This is a genomic window from Flavobacterium sp. KACC 22763 (assembly GCF_028736155.1).
Taxonomy (GTDB): Bacteria; Bacteroidota; Bacteroidia; order Flavobacteriales; family Flavobacteriaceae; genus Flavobacterium.
On sequence record NZ_CP117879.1, the window covers coordinates 2657449 to 2674588 of the forward strand.

The 17140-nt window shown below is 33.2% G+C and carries 13 protein-coding genes; 6 read left to right on the plus strand and 7 right to left on the minus strand.

The window, feature by feature from the left end:
• Position 1: 1 nt before the first annotated feature.
• A complete protein-coding gene (locus tag PQ463_RS10600; protein WP_274257772.1) occupies positions 2–967 on the minus strand; it encodes an MlaD family protein in 966 nt (321 codons plus the stop codon).
• Positions 968–1017: 50 nt separating this feature from the next.
• The gene (locus PQ463_RS10605; protein ID WP_274257774.1) at positions 1018–2142 is read right to left on the minus strand and encodes an N-acetylmuramoyl-L-alanine amidase family protein; all 1125 of its coding nucleotides are present in this window, start codon (positions 2140–2142) and stop codon (positions 1018–1020) included.
• Positions 2143–2224: 82 nt separating this feature from the next.
• On the opposite strand from PQ463_RS10605, the gene PQ463_RS10610 reads away from it, so the two are divergent.
• Together PQ463_RS10610 and PQ463_RS10615 are read left to right on the plus strand one after the other, a co-directional pair.
• Positions 2225–4927 (plus strand): putative LPS assembly protein LptD, encoded by a 2703-nt coding sequence (locus PQ463_RS10610; RefSeq protein ID WP_274257775.1) that lies wholly within the window; start codon positions 2225–2227, stop codon positions 4925–4927.
• Between the two features lie 28 nt (positions 4928–4955).
• The gene (locus tag PQ463_RS10615) at positions 4956–5336 is read left to right on the plus strand and encodes a RidA family protein (RefSeq protein WP_111426286.1); all 381 of its coding nucleotides are present in this window, start codon (positions 4956–4958) and stop codon (positions 5334–5336) included.
• On the opposite strand, the gene PQ463_RS10620 is transcribed toward PQ463_RS10615, so the two are convergent.
• The 5 genes from PQ463_RS10620 to PQ463_RS10640 all read right to left on the minus strand — a co-directional run bounded on the left by PQ463_RS10620 (position 5317) and on the right by PQ463_RS10640 (position 13618).
• Positions 5317–5691: a methylglyoxal synthase gene (locus PQ463_RS10620; RefSeq protein WP_044048067.1), complete on the minus strand. Its 375-nt coding sequence runs from the start codon at positions 5689–5691 to the stop codon at positions 5317–5319. The two genes, PQ463_RS10615 and PQ463_RS10620, sit on opposite strands and share 20 nt — an antisense overlap.
• 10 nt (positions 5692–5701) lie before the next feature.
• Positions 5702–6553: an N-acetylglucosamine kinase gene (locus PQ463_RS10625; protein WP_095930500.1), complete on the minus strand. Its 852-nt coding sequence runs from the start codon at positions 6551–6553 to the stop codon at positions 5702–5704.
• 131 nt (positions 6554–6684) lie between these two features.
• Positions 6685–7689: a type I glyceraldehyde-3-phosphate dehydrogenase gene (gene gap, locus PQ463_RS10630; RefSeq protein ID WP_012026555.1), complete on the minus strand. Its 1005-nt coding sequence runs from the start codon at positions 7687–7689 to the stop codon at positions 6685–6687.
• 95 nt (positions 7690–7784) lie between these two features.
• A complete protein-coding gene (pfkA, locus tag PQ463_RS10635; RefSeq protein ID WP_111366010.1) occupies positions 7785–8771 on the minus strand; it encodes a 6-phosphofructokinase in 987 nt (328 codons plus the stop codon).
• Positions 8772–9079: 308 nt separating this feature from the next.
• Positions 9080–13618, minus strand: coding sequence for a translocation/assembly module TamB domain-containing protein (locus tag PQ463_RS10640; RefSeq protein WP_274257953.1), 4539 nt, complete (start codon positions 13616–13618; stop codon positions 9080–9082).
• 193 nt (positions 13619–13811) lie between these two features.
• Here PQ463_RS10640 and tsaD point away from each other — a divergent pair, with 193 nt between their 5' ends.
• The 4 genes from tsaD to PQ463_RS10660 all read left to right on the plus strand — a co-directional run bounded on the left by tsaD (position 13812) and on the right by PQ463_RS10660 (position 17019).
• Positions 13812–14834 (plus strand): tRNA (adenosine(37)-N6)-threonylcarbamoyltransferase complex transferase subunit TsaD, encoded by a 1023-nt coding sequence (gene tsaD, locus PQ463_RS10645; RefSeq protein ID WP_129745714.1) that lies wholly within the window; start codon positions 13812–13814, stop codon positions 14832–14834.
• A 2-nt stretch (positions 14835–14836) separates the two neighbouring features.
• Positions 14837–15541, plus strand: a complete 705-nt coding sequence (locus PQ463_RS10650; RefSeq protein WP_274257779.1) for a 16S rRNA (uracil(1498)-N(3))-methyltransferase — start codon at positions 14837–14839, stop codon at positions 15539–15541.
• A 214-nt stretch (positions 15542–15755) separates the two neighbouring features.
• Positions 15756–16394: a DUF4159 domain-containing protein gene (locus PQ463_RS10655; RefSeq protein WP_274257780.1), complete on the plus strand. Its 639-nt coding sequence runs from the start codon at positions 15756–15758 to the stop codon at positions 16392–16394.
• 127 nt (positions 16395–16521) lie between these two features.
• A complete protein-coding gene (locus PQ463_RS10660; protein ID WP_274257782.1) occupies positions 16522–17019 on the plus strand; it encodes a TrmH family RNA methyltransferase in 498 nt (165 codons plus the stop codon).
• The last annotated feature ends 121 nt before the right edge of the window (positions 17020–17140 follow it).

Below are 17140 nucleotides of genomic sequence, written 5' to 3' on the forward strand. Positions count from 1 at the left end.
ATTATTTTTTATCGGTTGAGTTTGTTTCTTCTGTTGGTGCTACGTATGGCTTATTTTTCTTTCCGAAAAGAGAAACGTTTACGTAACGTGTTGGATAAAGACGAAGGTCTTGCAATAACAATTCAAGTTCTTTTGAGGTTTTTGTCAAATTATTATACAAAGCCTCATCGTTAAGTATTTTTCCTGCCGTGCCTTTTCCAGAATTCAAGTTGCTCATTAAAACATCAACTTTAGCTAAAGTTTGGTTCAAGTTGCGAACTGTTTTTCCTAAATCTGCTTTATTTAATGAATCAGAAATTTTATTGAAGTTGCCAGACATCTTATTGAAGTTTGTAACCATTCCATTAATCTGTCCTTTATTAGTATCCAAGATATTATTAAGACTTCCAGAAGCTTTATGAAATTGTTCCATTGTCTGACTTAACTCAGCAATTGTTTTCTTTAGATTTTCTTGAGTATTTTTATCTAAAGTATTATTTAATCCTGTAACCAAATTATCAATATTCAAAAGCATTTTATCAAGCTTTTGCTGAATTGGTTCAATTTTTCCTCCTAATGATTCTGTCAATCCTAATTCAACAGAAGAAACCAATTTCTGTCCGTCTTCTGCCAATTCTTTATCAGCAAAATTTGGAATAATTTTAATTTGTTTCCCTCCAATCAAACTTGGAGAATAAATAGAAGCTGTACTAGTTTTAGAAATTGGAAAATCTGTTTTAAGCTGAAGCTCAACTAACAATTTACCAGTAACTTCATCAATTGTAATTTTATTTACTTTACCAATCGCAAGTCCGTTAAGTGTAACTGGTGCAGATGGTGATAAATCTTCAACATTATCATATTCAGCATATAATATTGTATAATTAGTAAAAAGGTCTCTTCCCTTTAAAAAACTATATCCCCAGATAAATAGTAGAATGGATGCAATGACTAAAATAGCCGTTTTAATTTCTCTTGTTAGTTTCAAAATTCTAAGTGTTTGTACAAAATTAATATAAATATTCGAACTTACGCTTATTATTTAATCGCGTCCTGAATACTGATTTTTTCGCCATCTTTAGTTGCCACTAAAAACGCTGCGCCATATCCTTTACTTTTAGCTTCTTGCAGATATTTTTGCGCTGTTTCGTAACTTGGAGTTTCTTCGTAGAAATATTTATAAATATTATTTTCGTATACCATTGTTACATTTTTAAGCCCTTTAAAGTTTTTTGGCTCTAAAGGTGTTTTCTTGATGCTTGCAATAAGCTGCACTTTAAAAAACGTTCCTTTTGGCGCATTTTTAGCAACAGCAACTGGAGTATTTGTTTTTGGTTTTGCCTTAGTTGAGGTATCTCTTATGGGCCGACTATCCTCTGACTCAGTTCCTGAACCAAAGTATTCTCTTTTATAACTTAAAATAGCTTCTGCAATTGCTCTTGCAATATCATCCTGCCCTTCTTCTGAATTCAGTATATTTCCTTCTGTTGGATTAGAAACAAATCCAGTTTCAACCAAAACTCTAGGCATATACGCTTTATGAAGTACCATAAAAGGCGCTTGTTTTACCCCTCCATGACGAAGTTTTTTCCCTAACTTTTCAAAGTTTTCTTCGATTTTAGTTGCCAGAGTAATACTATTATCTAAATATTCTTCTTGCATTAGAGTCATACCAATCATCGATTCTGGAGAATTTGGGTCATACCCTTCATATTTACGTTTATAGTCTTTCTCTAATGTAATTACCGAGTTCTCTTTTTTCGCAGCTTCAAGGTTTGATGCTACTTTACTTAAACCCATTACATAAGTTTCTGTTCCGTCGGCTGCCGTATTTTTATTGGCGTTGCAGTGAATCGAGACAAAAATATTTGAATTTGCTCTGTTTGCAATATTGGCTCTTTCGACCAAATCAACAAAAACGTCAGTTTTACGGGTATAAATTACATTAACATTTGGATTTAGCTCTAAAATCTTCCCTACTTTCAAAACAATAGCTAAAGCAATATTTTTTTCAATTCGTCCGCTATAAACAGCTCCAAAGTCATGATCTCCATGTCCAGCATCAAGTGTCACTTTAAACACATTTGACTGACTGTGAGCACAAAAAGACGATATCGTTAGAAATAAAGTAAATATTACTTTAAATTTGTTAATTCCATTCATAAATCTAAAAGTTAATTTTAATAAAACGCAGCTGTTATAATTTTTAGAATTGATTATTTTTGCCAAAAAATTATATGTAAGTTTGACGTGTCAAAAAACAAGCCATAATTTTACAAAAATAGCATTTAAACCTTTGCATACAAACTTATTTAATATCGTTTTAATATCATTTTTCCTAACTATAGGTTGTGGTAATTTATATTCGCAAGAAATAAAAAACAAAAAAAAGCCTTTACCTGCTGTAAAACAAACAGATAAAGAAACTCCTGCGATTACAGACACCATAAAACTAGATACTGTTAAACCAAAAAAGACTTTTTTGGACGGAAAAGTTAGATATAAAGCTAAAGATTATGCTAAAATTGACCAGAAAAAAAAGCTGATTACTTTATATAATGAAGCTGAATTATACTATAAAGATGTAGAATTAAAATCGGGTATAATTGTACTTAATTATGAAAAAGACGAAGTTTATGCAGGAAGAATTAAAGATTCTGCTGGCGTATTAACCCAATATCCTAATTTCAAACAGGGATCAAGTGAAGTGCAGCCTGATTCTATCCGTTTTAATTTTAAAACCAAAAAGGCTTTAATTTATAATTCGAGAACAAAACAAGGTGAACTGAATATTAAGGCTTCAGTTACTAAAAAAGAAAACGACTCCGTATACTTTTTAAAAGGAGCCCGTATAACAACTGCTCAAGATATTGACAATCCTGAATACTACTTTCAAACTAGTAGAATTAAATTTGTGCCAGGCAAAAAAATCGTTGCTGGATTAACACAATTGGTAATTGCTGATGTTCCTACCCCACTTGCATTGCCTTATGGATTTTTTCCTTTAAGTAAAGAAAAAAGCGTTTCGGGTATTATCATTCCAAGTTATAACGATTCTAACACAAGAGGTTTTTCATTGCAAAATGGAGGTTATTATTTTGCCCTCAGCGACAATTACGACTTAACTGTACTTGGAGATTATTATACCAACGGAAGTTACGCCATGCGATTTGAATCGGCATATGCTAAACGATATAAATATAGAGGAAATGTCAACATCCGTTTTGAGAACTTAATTAACAGCGAACGTGGTTATCCTGATTACTCAAAACAAAACATTTACAACATTCAGTGGTCACATTCTAAAGACACAAAATCAAATCCAAATTCCACTTTCTCTGCTTCTGTAAACATGGGTAGCAGTAAGTACTTTAAACAGTCTATCAACCAAGCGAATATTGGATCAAACTTAAACAATACTTTAAGTTCTTCTATTTCATACAACAAAACTTTCAATACCATTCCTGGTTCTCGTATTTCGTTATCTGCAACTCACAGTCAGAATACGCAAACAGAAGACATTATTATGACGCTTCCGTCTTTACAAGGAAGTATTGACCGTGTATATCCCTTTGTTGGAAAGGATGGCGTAAAGAAAGGATTAATTAAGAATATCAACTTACAATATAATGTAAGCGGTAAAAACTATTTTAAAACAAAAGATTCGCTATTTTTCAAACCTCAGATGTTTGACGATGCGCAATTAGGTTTACAACAGACTATTCCGTTGAGCACCAACTTTAAGATTTTTAAATATTTTAGTGCTGGAGCTTCTACGACTTACCAAGAAACGTGGGTTAACAAAACTATCCAGAAAGAGTATGATCCTGCTGCTGGACAAACCATTAATAAAACCGTAAATGGTTTTGATGCTTTTAGAACTTATAATTTCAGCACCAATTTAGGTACTACTATTTACGGAACTTTCAATTTTGGAGCTGATAAAAAAATTCAATCTATTCGACACGTCATGCGTCCGAGTATAACGTATGCTTACACGCCAAGTTTCGAGAAATATTATGATACTTATGCTGTAGACGCTTCTGGAAGAATTACTTCTGAGTACACCAGATTCGAAAACGGATTATACGGAGCACCAGGAAAAGAGAATTCTAATATTGTAGGTTTTGCTTTGAGCAATACTTTTGAAGCTAAAGTAAGAGACCGTGACAGCACAAAAACAGAACCTAAAAAGATTATGCTGCTGAACAACTTAAACTTCAGCACAAGCTATAATTTCAACGCTGACGGAAAAAGTACGTTTGGATGGCAACCTGTATTAGTTAGCGGTGGAACGCAGTTTTTTGACAACAAAATGAATATGAATTTTGGTGCCACATTAGATCCGTACGCGATTGATAATGGAGGTAACAAAATTGATAAATTCAACATTGACAATGGCGGAAGTTTGTTTAGAATGACAAGTGCAAACGTAACTGTAAACTATTCATTCACGAACAAAGGAACCGGAAAAGAAAAAGAAAAAAATACTCAGAGTCAGCGAAACGGTGGTCGAAATGATGATTTATTTGGTACAAATACAGATTTAAATGACAGCCGTAACAGCCAGTTTGCCAATGAACCTGAAAGAGAAGATGCCATTACGGAATTCTTTAATTCTAAAGTCCCGTGGGACATGACACTTGCTTATTCATTAACGTATTCAAACGTAAAGCGAGAAAATACTATTTCTGGAAACTCCATCATGGTTTCCATCAATACCGACCTTACTCCTAAATGGAAAGCAGGGGTTTCAACTGGTTACGATTTTGTACAAAAAGGAGTTACCTTTACACAATTCCGTTTTGAAAGAGACTTGTTAAGCTGGAGAATGGCTTTCAACTGGCAACCATTAGGAACCAATTCTAACTGGAACTTCTTCATCGGAATTAAATCTGGTATGCTTAGCGATATCAAATGGAACAAACGTAGCGTTTCAAATAGATAAACTACTTTCGAATCAAAATAATTTCATTATGAAAAAAATCATTTTTACCGAGAAGGCTCCGGCTCCAATCGGACCTTATAATCAAGCCGTATTATCTGGAAACACACTTTATGCTTCTGGACAGATTGCAATCAATCCTGAGTCAGGAGAATTGGTTACAGACAATATTAATGACGAGACTACACAAGTTATGAAAAACATTGCTGCTATTCTTGAAGCTGCAGGTATGACTTTTGAGAACGTTGTAAAATCAACTATTTTCATCATGGACATGAATAACTTTGGAGCAATAAACACCGTTTACGGTTCTTATTTTAACGAAAAAACCGCTCCAGCTCGTGAAACGGTTCAAGTGGCTTGTCTGCCAAAAAATGTTAATGTAGAAATTTCTATAATTGCTGTGCAATAGCATCTAATAATAATTGTGCCGTTGCTTCATTGGTTGCCAGCGGCACATTATGCACATCGCAAACACGAATTAGCATATTAATATCTGCTTCATGCGGATGACTTGACAAAGGGTCTTTAAAAAAGAAAACCATCTGCGTAATTCCTTCCGCAACTCTTCCGGCAATTTGCGCATCGCCCCCAAGAGGTCCAGAAAGCATTCTCTGAGTTTTAAATCCAGCAGCTTCTGCTTTTCCTCCCGTAGTACCAGTACCGATCAGTCTTATTTTTTCATTATGCAAAACAGCTTCATTTTTGATCAAGAAATCAATTAAATCCGCTTTTTTTCCATCATGAGCAATAATGGCAATTTCCATAAAACCAGAACTATTGATTAGCGACATGGTAAGCAATTAATCCATCAATAGGTCTTCTTAAAACATTCCCTAATTGAAGTTCATATTTATTGAATGTCTCTTGTAATTCATCTTTCAAATAAAATGCAATAGAACCAACAAAATGTACTGGAACTTCTTTGCAGTTATCAAATTGTTTGATGTAATTCTTAACGAAAGACTTCATTCCTTTGAAGATGATTTTTCTGCAGAACTCAGTGTCTTTATGCTTAATCAAGAACTTAGCATAAGTTGCCAAATAAGCGTTTGGATTTGGTTCCTTGTATAATTTGTTTTTAATAAAATCTGGATCAACGTCGTACTCTTTTTCAAGTTCAACAGCCAATTCTTTAGGCATTTTATTAAAATAGTATTTTCTAATTAATTCTTTTCCAAAAACGTTACCGCTACAATCATCCATTACGATATAACCTAATGACTGAACTTTTTGATGCAATACTTTTCCATCAAAATAACTACAGTTAGAGCCTGTTCCTAAGATAGAAACAATCGCTTCTTCTCCTTTTGGAGTTGTTGCATAAACAGCAGCATAAGTATCTTCTTGAACGTCTACAATTGCGTTAGAAAAATATTCTTGAAAAATTCTTTTCAACCACTCTTTCATTCTGTCTGTACCACAACCGGCACCATAAAAGAATAAATGCGTAGCATTTTTTTTGTTTTGTAAAATATCGAAACGGTCATTTAATCTTTCTATGATTTCTGGCTCGTCTAGAATTTCAGGATTTAATCCTAAAGTTTGTGTTGTGAATAATACTTTTCCATTATCATCTATCGCAATCCAATCGGCTTTAGTAGATCCACTGTCAACTATTAATTTCATTTGTTTCGTTTTTGGAATTAGGTTTTTCTATTCTTAATTTAAAAGTGTATTTTTTACATTAATTATAGAAGTAACAAAATAAGAAAATCCCGTTATTGTAAAGTAACGGGATTTTGCAAAAATATATATTATTATTTTAAACCTGCAATATGTACAGATAAATCAATTAATTTGCTTGAGTATCCGTACTCATTGTCATACCAAGATACTAATTTGAAGAAAGTAGAGTTTAATCCGATTCCTGCACCAGCATCAACGATTGAAGTTCTTTTATCTGAGATAAAATCTTGAGATACAACTGCATCTTCAGTATATCCTAAGATACCTTTCATTTCGTTCTCAGAAGCTTTTTTCAATACAGCTAAGATTTCTTCGTAAGTTGTTTCTTTAGCAACTTTTACAGTTAAATCTACAACAGAAACGTCAGCAGTAGGAACACGGAAAGACATTCCAGTTAATTTCCCATTCAAAGATGGGATTACTTTTCCAACCGCTTTAGCAGCACCTGTTGAAGAAGGAATGATGTTGATTGCAGCAGCACGTCCACCTCTCCAGTCTTTTCTAGAAGGTCCGTCAGCAGTCATTTGAGTTGAAGTAGTTGCGTGAACAGTTGTCATTAAACCTTCAACGATTTCGAAATTATCGTGGATAACTTTAGCTAAAGGAGCTAAACAGTTTGTAGTACAAGAAGCGTTAGAAACAACTAAATCAGAAGCTTTTGCAGTTTCGTGGTTAACTCCCATTACAAACATTGGAGCATCAGCAGAAGGAGCAGAAATGATAACTTTCTTTGCACCACCTTTTAAGTGCTCACTTGCAGTTTCGATAGTTGTGAAGATACCAGTACATTCAGCTACTACATCTACATCAACTTCGTTCCATTTTAAATCAGCTGGATTTCTTTCTGCAGTGATACGGATGTTTCTTCCGTTTACATAAAGTTTTCCTTCTTTAACTTCTACAGTTCCGTTGAAACGACCGTGAACTGAATCATATTTTAATAAATAAGCTAAGTGATCTACGTCTAACAAGTCGTTGATTGCAACAACTTCTACATTATCTCTATTGAAAGACTCTCTAAAAACGATTCTTCCGATACGTCCAAATCCGTTTATTCCTAATTTTACTTTTGACATTTTACTAAATTTTTTGCTTTTGTTTTTATTACACTATTTCAAAGTCTAATTTCCTCACAATAAACTTCTCTTCTTTTTTAAACTTTTTATATTAGTTATGTCGACATAATGTCTGACACTCTTAACAATTCTTTGTCAATTTCTGATTTTCCTTTAATAGCTTGCTCAAGCGGAGTTAAAATCACTTTATCTTCACGAAGTCCAACCATATAATTTGATTTTCCTTCAATTAAAGATTCTACTGCTTTTACTCCTAAACGGCTTGCTAAAACACGGTCAAAACAAGATGGAGAACCACCACGCTGCATGTGTCCTAAAACAGAAACTCTTACGTCGTACTCAGGAAGGTTGGCCTCAACATAATCTTTTAATTCGAATACGTTTTTACCAATCTTATCTCCTTCGGCAATAACAACTATACTTGATGATTTTCCTGATGCTTTACTTTTTTGAAGTGAATCTAAAAGACGATCTAAACCTAAATCTTCTTCAGGAATAAGGATTTCTTCTGCTCCTGCACCAATACCTGCATTAAGAGCAATGTGACCAGCATCTCTACCCATAACCTCTACAAAGAAAAGACGGTTATGCGAACTTGCTGTATCTCTAATTTTATCGATACAATCTACAACAGTATTTAAAGCAGTGTCATACCCTAAAGTAAAACTTGTACCATAAATATCATTATCAATTGTACCTGGAATTCCCATTACAGGAAAACCAAATTCTGCATTAAAAATCAATCCTCCAGTAAAACTTCCGTCTCCACCAATAACAACCAAAGCATCAACACCAGCCTTAACAAGATTCTCGTGTGCTTTTTTTCTACCTTCAGGGGTTCTAAACTCAACTGAACGAGCCGATTTTAAGATCGTTCCACCTTTGTTTACAATATTATTTACGCTACGTGGTCCCATCTCTTTGAAGTCGCCCTCAATCATTCCCTGGTACCCTCTATAAATTCCGATACATTCGATATTGTGATATGCGCAAGTTCGAACAACTGATCGTATTGCAGCATTCATTCCAGGTGAATCTCCTCCTGAGGTAAGAACACCTACTTTTTTTATTGTTTTTGGCATTATTTAAGTATTAAAGTGTAAAATTAGCAAACATTCAGCACTTTTCGGGTTACGATTATCATAAATTAATAAAATTTGTTAAATTCAAACGTTTTCGTTAATAAGTTTTTTCTAAGAAAAAATTTCATTAAAAATAATAAAACGCTATTTTTTTAATTAAATCGTCAAAATTAACAATACCCTAATGAAGTGTTATAAAAATAGAATTTCCCGCTCACATGGAAAATTTTAAAAAAGTGCTTAAATTTAGCACAAAAAAAACCATTATGAGAATAATGGTTTTATAAAAGGCTATTTTTAACAAAGTGTTAATAATCATTATCAGGAATTAGTCCTTGATTATTGCTTGGTGTGTGTTCCTGTTCTTTTTTCTTCTTCTTTTCTTCTTCTTTTTTTCTTTTCTCTTCATCTTCTTTTGCTTTCTTCTTATTTTTCTCTGAATCTTTCTTGCTTGAGAAATTCATATATTCAGGAAGATACGAATCTTGAAGATCGTCATGAGAAGAACTTTTTACAGCTTTTTCAATTTTATGGTCTTTAAACAGCTTGTTTACAAGCTCGCTAAAGGTATCAAAATCGACTTCATAAGAAATACCGACACCTTGCGTATAACCAATTCCTTGTCCTATATAATTAATGTCGTTTTCTTTATTAAACAGACGAAGGTTCATTGTACCGTCTTCATTTACTCGATACAAGATTTCGATATCCCCAACAATTGCAGACTCGTTTACACCTCCTACAGGAACTCCTAATTTTCCGTTGATAGTAATTCGTTCATTAATCTGCGAAGATATATTGGCCACAAACTGACCGTCAACCTCCTGCCCTGTTCTTCTGTCTGCAGCAATGTAATTTAAGTCAATATTTACTTTATCATTATCCGACTTAATAATGCCACCTAACAAACTTGAAGCGGTTTCTGTTAATGTTCCAGAAAAATCTCCTTGACTAAATCCGTCGGTACTCATAAACGAACCTGTAGACAATAAATAAAGTGCCTGCGTCTGACGAATATCTTTATCGTCTAATTTATATTGTATTTCCGATTTTAAAACATTACTTACGGACGGAAACTGAATATCAAAATTAGGCTCTGGACTCGCCAAATCTCCTCTTAATCCAATCACGACTTCTACGGGAACTTTTTTATTGAATGAAGAAGTATTATCTAAAAGCACAGCTGGATTGGCTTGTGTTTTATAAACTGCTTCTAAATTCAGTTGGGCACGCATTGGGTTTCCTTCCCAAATAATCGAACCTCCTTTTTTAACCGTAAACTTTTTATCGATAAGTCCGCCGTATTTAAAATTATAAGTTCCTTCGTATGCCTGGAAATCTCCCCACATATTAAATTTGCCTAAAGTGTTGATTTTAAACAAAAGCGATCCGTATCCTTTTCCTTTCATACCATGGCCCGAATTTCGATCTAGAATAACTTCAACTTCGGCATCTGGCGTAATATCAAAATCAAACTCCAGTTCAAGTCCGTTATAATCTCTTGTTTTTTCAACAATTCCGTTCTCTAGATTATACTTTTCTTTTGGCGTTACAAAATGAATCCAGCTACTTTCTCCAACGCTTTGCGCATTATTAATTGGGATTTTGACTTCTGTGCCTTTTTCAGATTTCGCATCTACCTTAATAAAGAGACCTTCTACAGGTCCTTTTATACTGGCTGTTCCATTTATGAATGCTGTTCCGAAATAAGCCGCGTCATCACTGTCTTTTGTATCCAACGCCACTAAACGCTTGGATGTAATATTTAAATCTAATTTCCAGTCGCCAAAATTATTGTGCTCTATGCTTCCGTTCAGCAAACCTTTTGTACCGTATTTCGTATCTGTCAATTGATTATTTCTAAACAAGAATTTCTCATTGGTCAAATCAATAACCGTTCGATCGCTTAATTCGTAATCGGTATTTAAGTACGGAATTGTCATTCCAGCTTTTTCAACATACAAACGACCGTTGATTTCTGGTTTTTTCAAATTTCCGACAACGGCGGCATTTCCAGAAACAGACCCACGCACATTTGACAGAACATCTCCCCCAATAGTTCCTAAAGTTGCCAAATTAAAGCCTTCCAACTTCAAGCTCATATCCATGATTGTCTCCTTATTCTCTACAGCAAAAGTTCCGTTGGCTCTAAAAGATTCGGTAAAACCATTCTGAATCGACGAATTAACAGTGAATTTTCTAAAAGATTCATCACCAGAAATATCAAAATTAAGCGTACCGAGTTCTGTCTTGTTCATTACAAGGTGATCAATCTTAATGGATGCTGTGGGCTGATAAACATTTTTGTTCTGTTTATAATTGACACTTCCATTCAAATTACCATTAAATACAAATTTGGAATTGGCGGGGGTTATTTTATTAATATCAACATCTTCAAAGGTCAGTTCGAGATCTTTATAATCTTTTCCTTTTATAACTCCGTTCAAATCAATTTTCTGATTTTCATGAGATAAAACGATGTTATCAAATGTGAAATTTTTAAAATACTGATCAATAACAATCTGATTGTCTTTTTCAGCATCTTCATTTAAGTACCAGATATAGTCCTTAAACTTCATTTCCGATTTCTTGATTCCGACAATATTATTTTTATTCTTGTCTATTGTATGAAACAAATCAAGATTAAAGTAATCTTCACCTTTATCTCCCCCTTTAAACTCCGAACGAACAAAAAGAGTATCATTTGCCGTAACATTAATCAAATTAAAATCACGTATTTTATAATACGGTGTTTTTATACTGTCCAATTCGACATAAGCATTATAAAGCGGGTTTTTATTATCAATGTTAATTCGAATGTTATCGAATGTATTTTTGTCGGCTGTAATTTTTTTAGATCTGAAACGAAATTTAAATTCTTGCAAATCTGAATCTATTTTTCCTCTAACCACTGTAGAAGAATCAATATTGATGTCTGGATAAAGCATTTCGACCACTTTATCATAAACACGGAAATTAAAATTCAAGAATTGCCCTTTTCTAACTTTATAAGGCTTATAATTGGTATACAGACTACCAACAGAATTCATGACCAATTTATCCAATTGATCAAATCTAAATTTACCAACAATTTTTCCGTCTACAACATCATTCGAACTTACTGTAATGGTTCTTAGTCGATCTGCATCAAAACTTGAATTTAAATTTACCTGATCAAAAACATAAGTTGTTTTTGGATTTTGATATTCTGCATCGTTTATAAAAATATCTCCTTGCAGATTTTCAATAGAATTTCCAGACAATTGAACTACAACATCTCCTTTGAAGTGTGAAATAGAATCATTAATAAACTTAAGTTTTCTTAAATCTGAATTTTCAACATTAATATGAAAATCATAACGATTTTCTCTTTTGCTTAAATCGAGTAAACCATCAAAATTCAAATTTAAGTTTGGATCATTTATCGCAATTTGTCCTTTATAATATGGAAGTTTAAAATTTCCATTTACTACTATATTATTATAGGTGTATTTATTGTAATCTAATTTAGAAATATCCCCTTTTATAACGGTATTCAAATACTTCTCAGTAAAACCAACTCCGTCTACATCAAGATTCAAAGTCGTCTTTCCAATATCTTTTCTATTTAAAACAGTTCCGATATCAAAACTATTTAAAACAATATTTCCAGAATAAGAAGCCTTGTCAATAAAATCCATATTATTCAAATGAAGATCGACTTCTCCATTTCCTACATCTGTAGCAATCTTAAAAGCGGTTTCTAATTCTGTTGTCGTAACTTTTGCTTTTCCGACAATATTAAATTTCCCAATTCGCTTCATTTCTATAGGAAGTCTTTTTCCTAAAACCCCTGGAAGCAAAACCACTAAATCGTCATAACTAGAAAGCAGTTTGTTAAACTTTCCATCCATAGAAAATTTCTGCGTTTTACTGCCCAAAAGATTTCTGAAATTGATTGTTCCGTTAATTTTTGATCCGTTTGTGTCGCTTAGTCTCAATCCTGTAAGCGTCATATTATTCAACGGACCGTCTAATTTGGTTTTCAGTTTAAAATGCTGATTTTTACCCAAACCATCATAAAAATGGCGAATATCGTTTGTTGCAATAGAAGAAGAATCTATTAAAACATCAAATCGAACTTTATCTGTAAAATCAAGAAAATCTGATGGTTTATAATTTAAAATTGCAACACCATAAATAGAGGATCTTTTGGTTTTTATAGCCAGATTTTGAACTATAATCTGTTTTTTGGTATAACTAAATTTCCCCGCAAAATTAGAAACATACAAACCGCGATGATCCATAAATGAAAATCGGTGAATGTTTGTATTTACATCTGGACCATACAATTTAAACTCGCTGATATAAGCGTTTAATTTTGTAAAATCCAGAAATTTAGGAGTAGTCTTATTTTCATCGACAACAGAAAATCTCCCCTTTTCGATGTAAGCATTTTTAGCGGTTAAAAGGAAATGCTTCGTTGATTTTTTCTTAGGAGTATCTTTGACTTCAAAAGCCTGTATAAACTTATTGATATTATTTTCGTCTTCGCCTTTGTAGGTTTTTAGATTAAAAATCAAACCTGTCAAACGCAAATCTCCAAAAATTAAATCTCCATCTAACAATCTACTGAAACTGGCAATATCAGTTGTAATGATATTCGAATAAATCATCGTTTTTTTATGATGATCTAAAATCGTTACTTCTTTCAATTTTACTCCGCCAAAAATATTGATTGCCGTTTTTTCAACATTAATATTAACCTTGTAATCTTTGTTTAATGAGTTGGTAACATAATTGGCAATCTGTGTTTGAACCACAGGAAGAGATAGTATGATAGCAAGTGCTAACAAAAGTAAAATCAACACAATTAAGGTTCTTGATATTATTTTCTTTACTTTTTTGATAGCTTCTTTAATTTTAGTTTTCTTTTAATTTATTTGAACAGACAAAGAACGGCTGTTTTTGATAAAAATTCTTTAATTTTGGGGCACTGCTTAAATCAAAGAGATGTAATCGTTTGATTTGTCAAATATAATTCAAAATTTGTGCCTTTATATGCAAAATCCAGAGGTTTTTATTCTAGCCATCGAAAGTTCATGCGATGATACTGCTGCCGCGGTTTTACATAACGACAAAGTATTGTCAAATGTTGTAGCCAATCAATTAATTCATAATCAATACGGAGGTGTTGTCCCTGAATTGGCTTCCCGAGCGCATCAGCAGAATATTGTTCCTGTGATAGATGCTGCACTTCGTAAAGCAAATGTACAAAAAGAACAGTTAAGCGCAATCGCATTTACACAAGGTCCAGGATTAATGGGCTCTTTATTGGTGGGGACTTCTTTCAGCAAATCATTATCATTAGCCTTAAATGTGCCACTAATTGCTGTAAATCACATGCATGCCCATATTTTAGCTCATTTTATTGATGAAGAAGGCTACGATAAACCTGAATTTCCTTTTTTAGCTTTAACCATTAGCGGAGGACATACTCAGATAGTAAAAGTGAATAGTTTTTTTGATATGGAAATTATCGGAGAAACTACAGATGATGCTGTCGGTGAAGCTTTTGATAAAAGTGCCAAAATCCTTGGACTTCCATACCCTGGCGGACCTTTGATTGATAAATATGCGAAAGAAGGAAATCCGAAAGCATTTCCTTTTACAAAACCGAAAGTTCCGGGTTTAGATTTCAGTTTTTCTGGATTGAAAACGGCTATTTTATATTTCATTCAAAAAAACAAACAGCAGAATCCGAATTTTATCGAAGAAAATCTGAATGATATTTGCGCTTCTATTCAGCACACCATTATCGAAATTTTGATGGATAAAATTAAGCTGGCTGTAAAAGAAACTGGAATTACACAAATTGCTATTGGCGGAGGAGTTTCGGCAAATTCTGGAATTCGAAATACCTTAAAAGAAACCGAAAGCAAATACGGATGGAAAACTTTTATTCCGAAATTTGAATACACAACCGATAATGCTGCAATGATTGGAATTGTAGGATACCAAAAATACTTATCTAATCGTTTTGAAACTTCTGCTGTGGTTTCTAAAGCAAGAATCGAATTTTAATCATGCAGTTATTTTTTAATCCGAATATAGACGAGACAACCGAAAGTTTTTCTTTTGATAAAGAAGAAAGCCGTCATATTATAAAAGTTCTTAGAAAGAAAGATGCAGATATTTTGCATGTCACCAATGGTTTTGGATTATTGTTTGAGACTCAGATCACTCTGGCTTCAGATAATAAATGTACCGTTGAAGTGCTTTCTATAACAAATGCAGAAAAACCTAAATTCCATTTGCATCTGGCTGTTGCTCCAACCAAAATGAACGATCGTTTTGAATGGTTTCTAGAAAAAGCTACCGAAATTGGAGTTCAGGAAATCACTCCGATTTTCTGTGATCGCTCTGAACGAAAAGTAATTAATCGTGATCGTTTTGAAAAAATCATTCTTTCGGCAATGAAACAATGCAATGAAACCTTTCTTCCAAAATTGAATGAAGCTATTTCGTTTAAAGAATTTATTAAACAAAAACAAAATGGTTTACAGTTAATTGCACACTGCGAAGAAACCGATAAAAAGTCACTGAAAGAGGTTTTAAAACCAAATGAAGACATTACCATTTTAATTGGTCCAGAAGGTGATTTTTCTGAAAAAGAAATTGCATTGGCATTAGAAAACAATTACAAGCCTGTAACCCTAGGAAATACGCGTTTAAGAACAGAAACAGCTGCTGTGGTAGCTTGTCATAGTGTTGTTTTTTTTAATGAATAAACAAATTAAAGACAATTAAATTTGTCATTTCAAGAGAATAAATCAACTCAATATTGTCATTTCGACGAAGGAGACCCGAGCGCTAGCGAATCGGCGAAGCAAATCTCCGCGAGAAGCTCCGCAACGAAAAGCCAAACTTTGTAGAGCTGCTTATGGAGATTTCTCGTTCCTCGAAATAACAAATAGTACGATAAAGCCTTATAATTAAAATTATATGAAAAAAATATTTTACTTATTGTTACTCTTTTCAAGTGTTTCTTTTTCACAAGAAATTGCTTTGCTTAAATACAGCGGTGGCGGCGATTGGTACGCAAATCCGACTTCGTTGCCAAATTTGATCAGTTTTTGCAATGCTAATATTAATACACGCATCAAAAGCAAACCTTCAACGGTAGAACCAAGCAATCCAGATTTACTTTCCTATCCGTTTGTACATATGACCGGACACGGAAATGTTGTTTTTAGTGATGCAGACGTAACAAACTTGAGAAATTATCTAACTGCTGGAGGTTTTCTGCATATTGATGATAATTACGGAATGGATCAATATATTCGAAAAGAAATCAAAAAGATATTTCCAAATAATAATTTAGTCGAGCTTCCGGCGAATCATCCTATTTTTCAGAAGCCTTTTCCTTTCCCAAATGGATTGCCAAAAATTCACGAACACGATGGAACTCGCCCACAGGCATTTGGTATTTTTATAGACAACAAACTGGTTTTGCTTTATACCTATGAATGTGATTTGGGTGATGGCTGGGAAGATCCCGAAGTTCATAATGATCCTGCAAACGTAAGAGACAAAGCCTTGAAAATGGGTGCCAACATTATCAATTATATTTTTACTAATTAATGACTAGTCCCAAGTAATTAGTTACAAGTAATTCATCAATTTAAAAGAGAAAATTATTTAGATTCGGACTCAACACTATTTACTATTTACTTATTACTAATTACTAATCACTTTTCACTAACAAAAAATGCAACTGACTCACGAAGAAAATCAATTTGAAAGAAAAACGTTTCCCATTACTTTGGTATGCGATCATATTTACTTTCAGCAGAATATTGGTTCTTTATTTAGAATTTCTGAAGCTTTCGGAGTTGAAAATATTATCTTTTACGGAAAAGATATTCCGCTTACACCACGTAAAATCAATAAAACTTCTAGAAGTACACATCTTCATGTGCCACATTCTGTAATTGAAAATTTCAACGAACTTCATTCCTATCTGACTGATAATAATTTCGAAATTATTGCTTTAGAAATTACTTCTAACAGCAAACCTTTAAAAGAAGTTATGATTCCTTTCGATAAAAAAATCGCACTTTTGATTGGAAGTGAAATCAACGGAATTTCTGAAGAACTTCTAAAACTTTCCCATCAAATTGTGCATATCAATATGTTTGGCAAAAATAGCAGTATGAATGTGGTTCAGGCTGCGAGTATTGCGCTTTATGAGATTACTTCGTTGTAAAAAATTAAGCTTTAAAAATCTCTTTTAAAAGGAACCCTTCAGTTTTACTTCAAATTTATTTGTTAAAATTTATCGTTAAACGACAGATAATCACGACGAAATGCATTAAAAAAATAAAAAG

Coding starts and splice junctions, on each gene's coding strand:
- PQ463_RS10605 (WP_274257774.1), bottom strand. CDS start 2,142: ATGAATGGAATTAACAAATTTAAAGTAATATTTACTTTATTTCTAACG.
- PQ463_RS10615 (WP_111426286.1), top strand. CDS start 4,956: ATGAAAAAAATCATTTTTACCGAGAAGGCTCCGGCTCCAATCGGACCT.
- PQ463_RS10620 (WP_044048067.1), bottom strand. CDS start 5,691: ATGGAAATTGCCATTATTGCTCATGATGGAAAAAAAGCGGATTTAATT.
- PQ463_RS10625 (WP_095930500.1), bottom strand. CDS start 6,553: ATGAAATTAATAGTTGACAGTGGATCTACTAAAGCCGATTGGATTGCG.
- gap (WP_012026555.1), bottom strand. CDS start 7,689: ATGTCAAAAGTAAAATTAGGAATAAACGGATTTGGACGTATCGGAAGA.
- pfkA (WP_111366010.1), bottom strand. CDS start 8,771: ATGCCAAAAACAATAAAAAAAGTAGGTGTTCTTACCTCAGGAGGAGAT.
- tsaD (WP_129745714.1), top strand. CDS start 13,812: ATGCAAAATCCAGAGGTTTTTATTCTAGCCATCGAAAGTTCATGCGAT.
- PQ463_RS10650 (WP_274257779.1), top strand. CDS start 14,837: ATGCAGTTATTTTTTAATCCGAATATAGACGAGACAACCGAAAGTTTT.
- PQ463_RS10655 (WP_274257780.1), top strand. CDS start 15,756: ATGAAAAAAATATTTTACTTATTGTTACTCTTTTCAAGTGTTTCTTTT.
- PQ463_RS10660 (WP_274257782.1), top strand. CDS start 16,522: ATGCAACTGACTCACGAAGAAAATCAATTTGAAAGAAAAACGTTTCCC.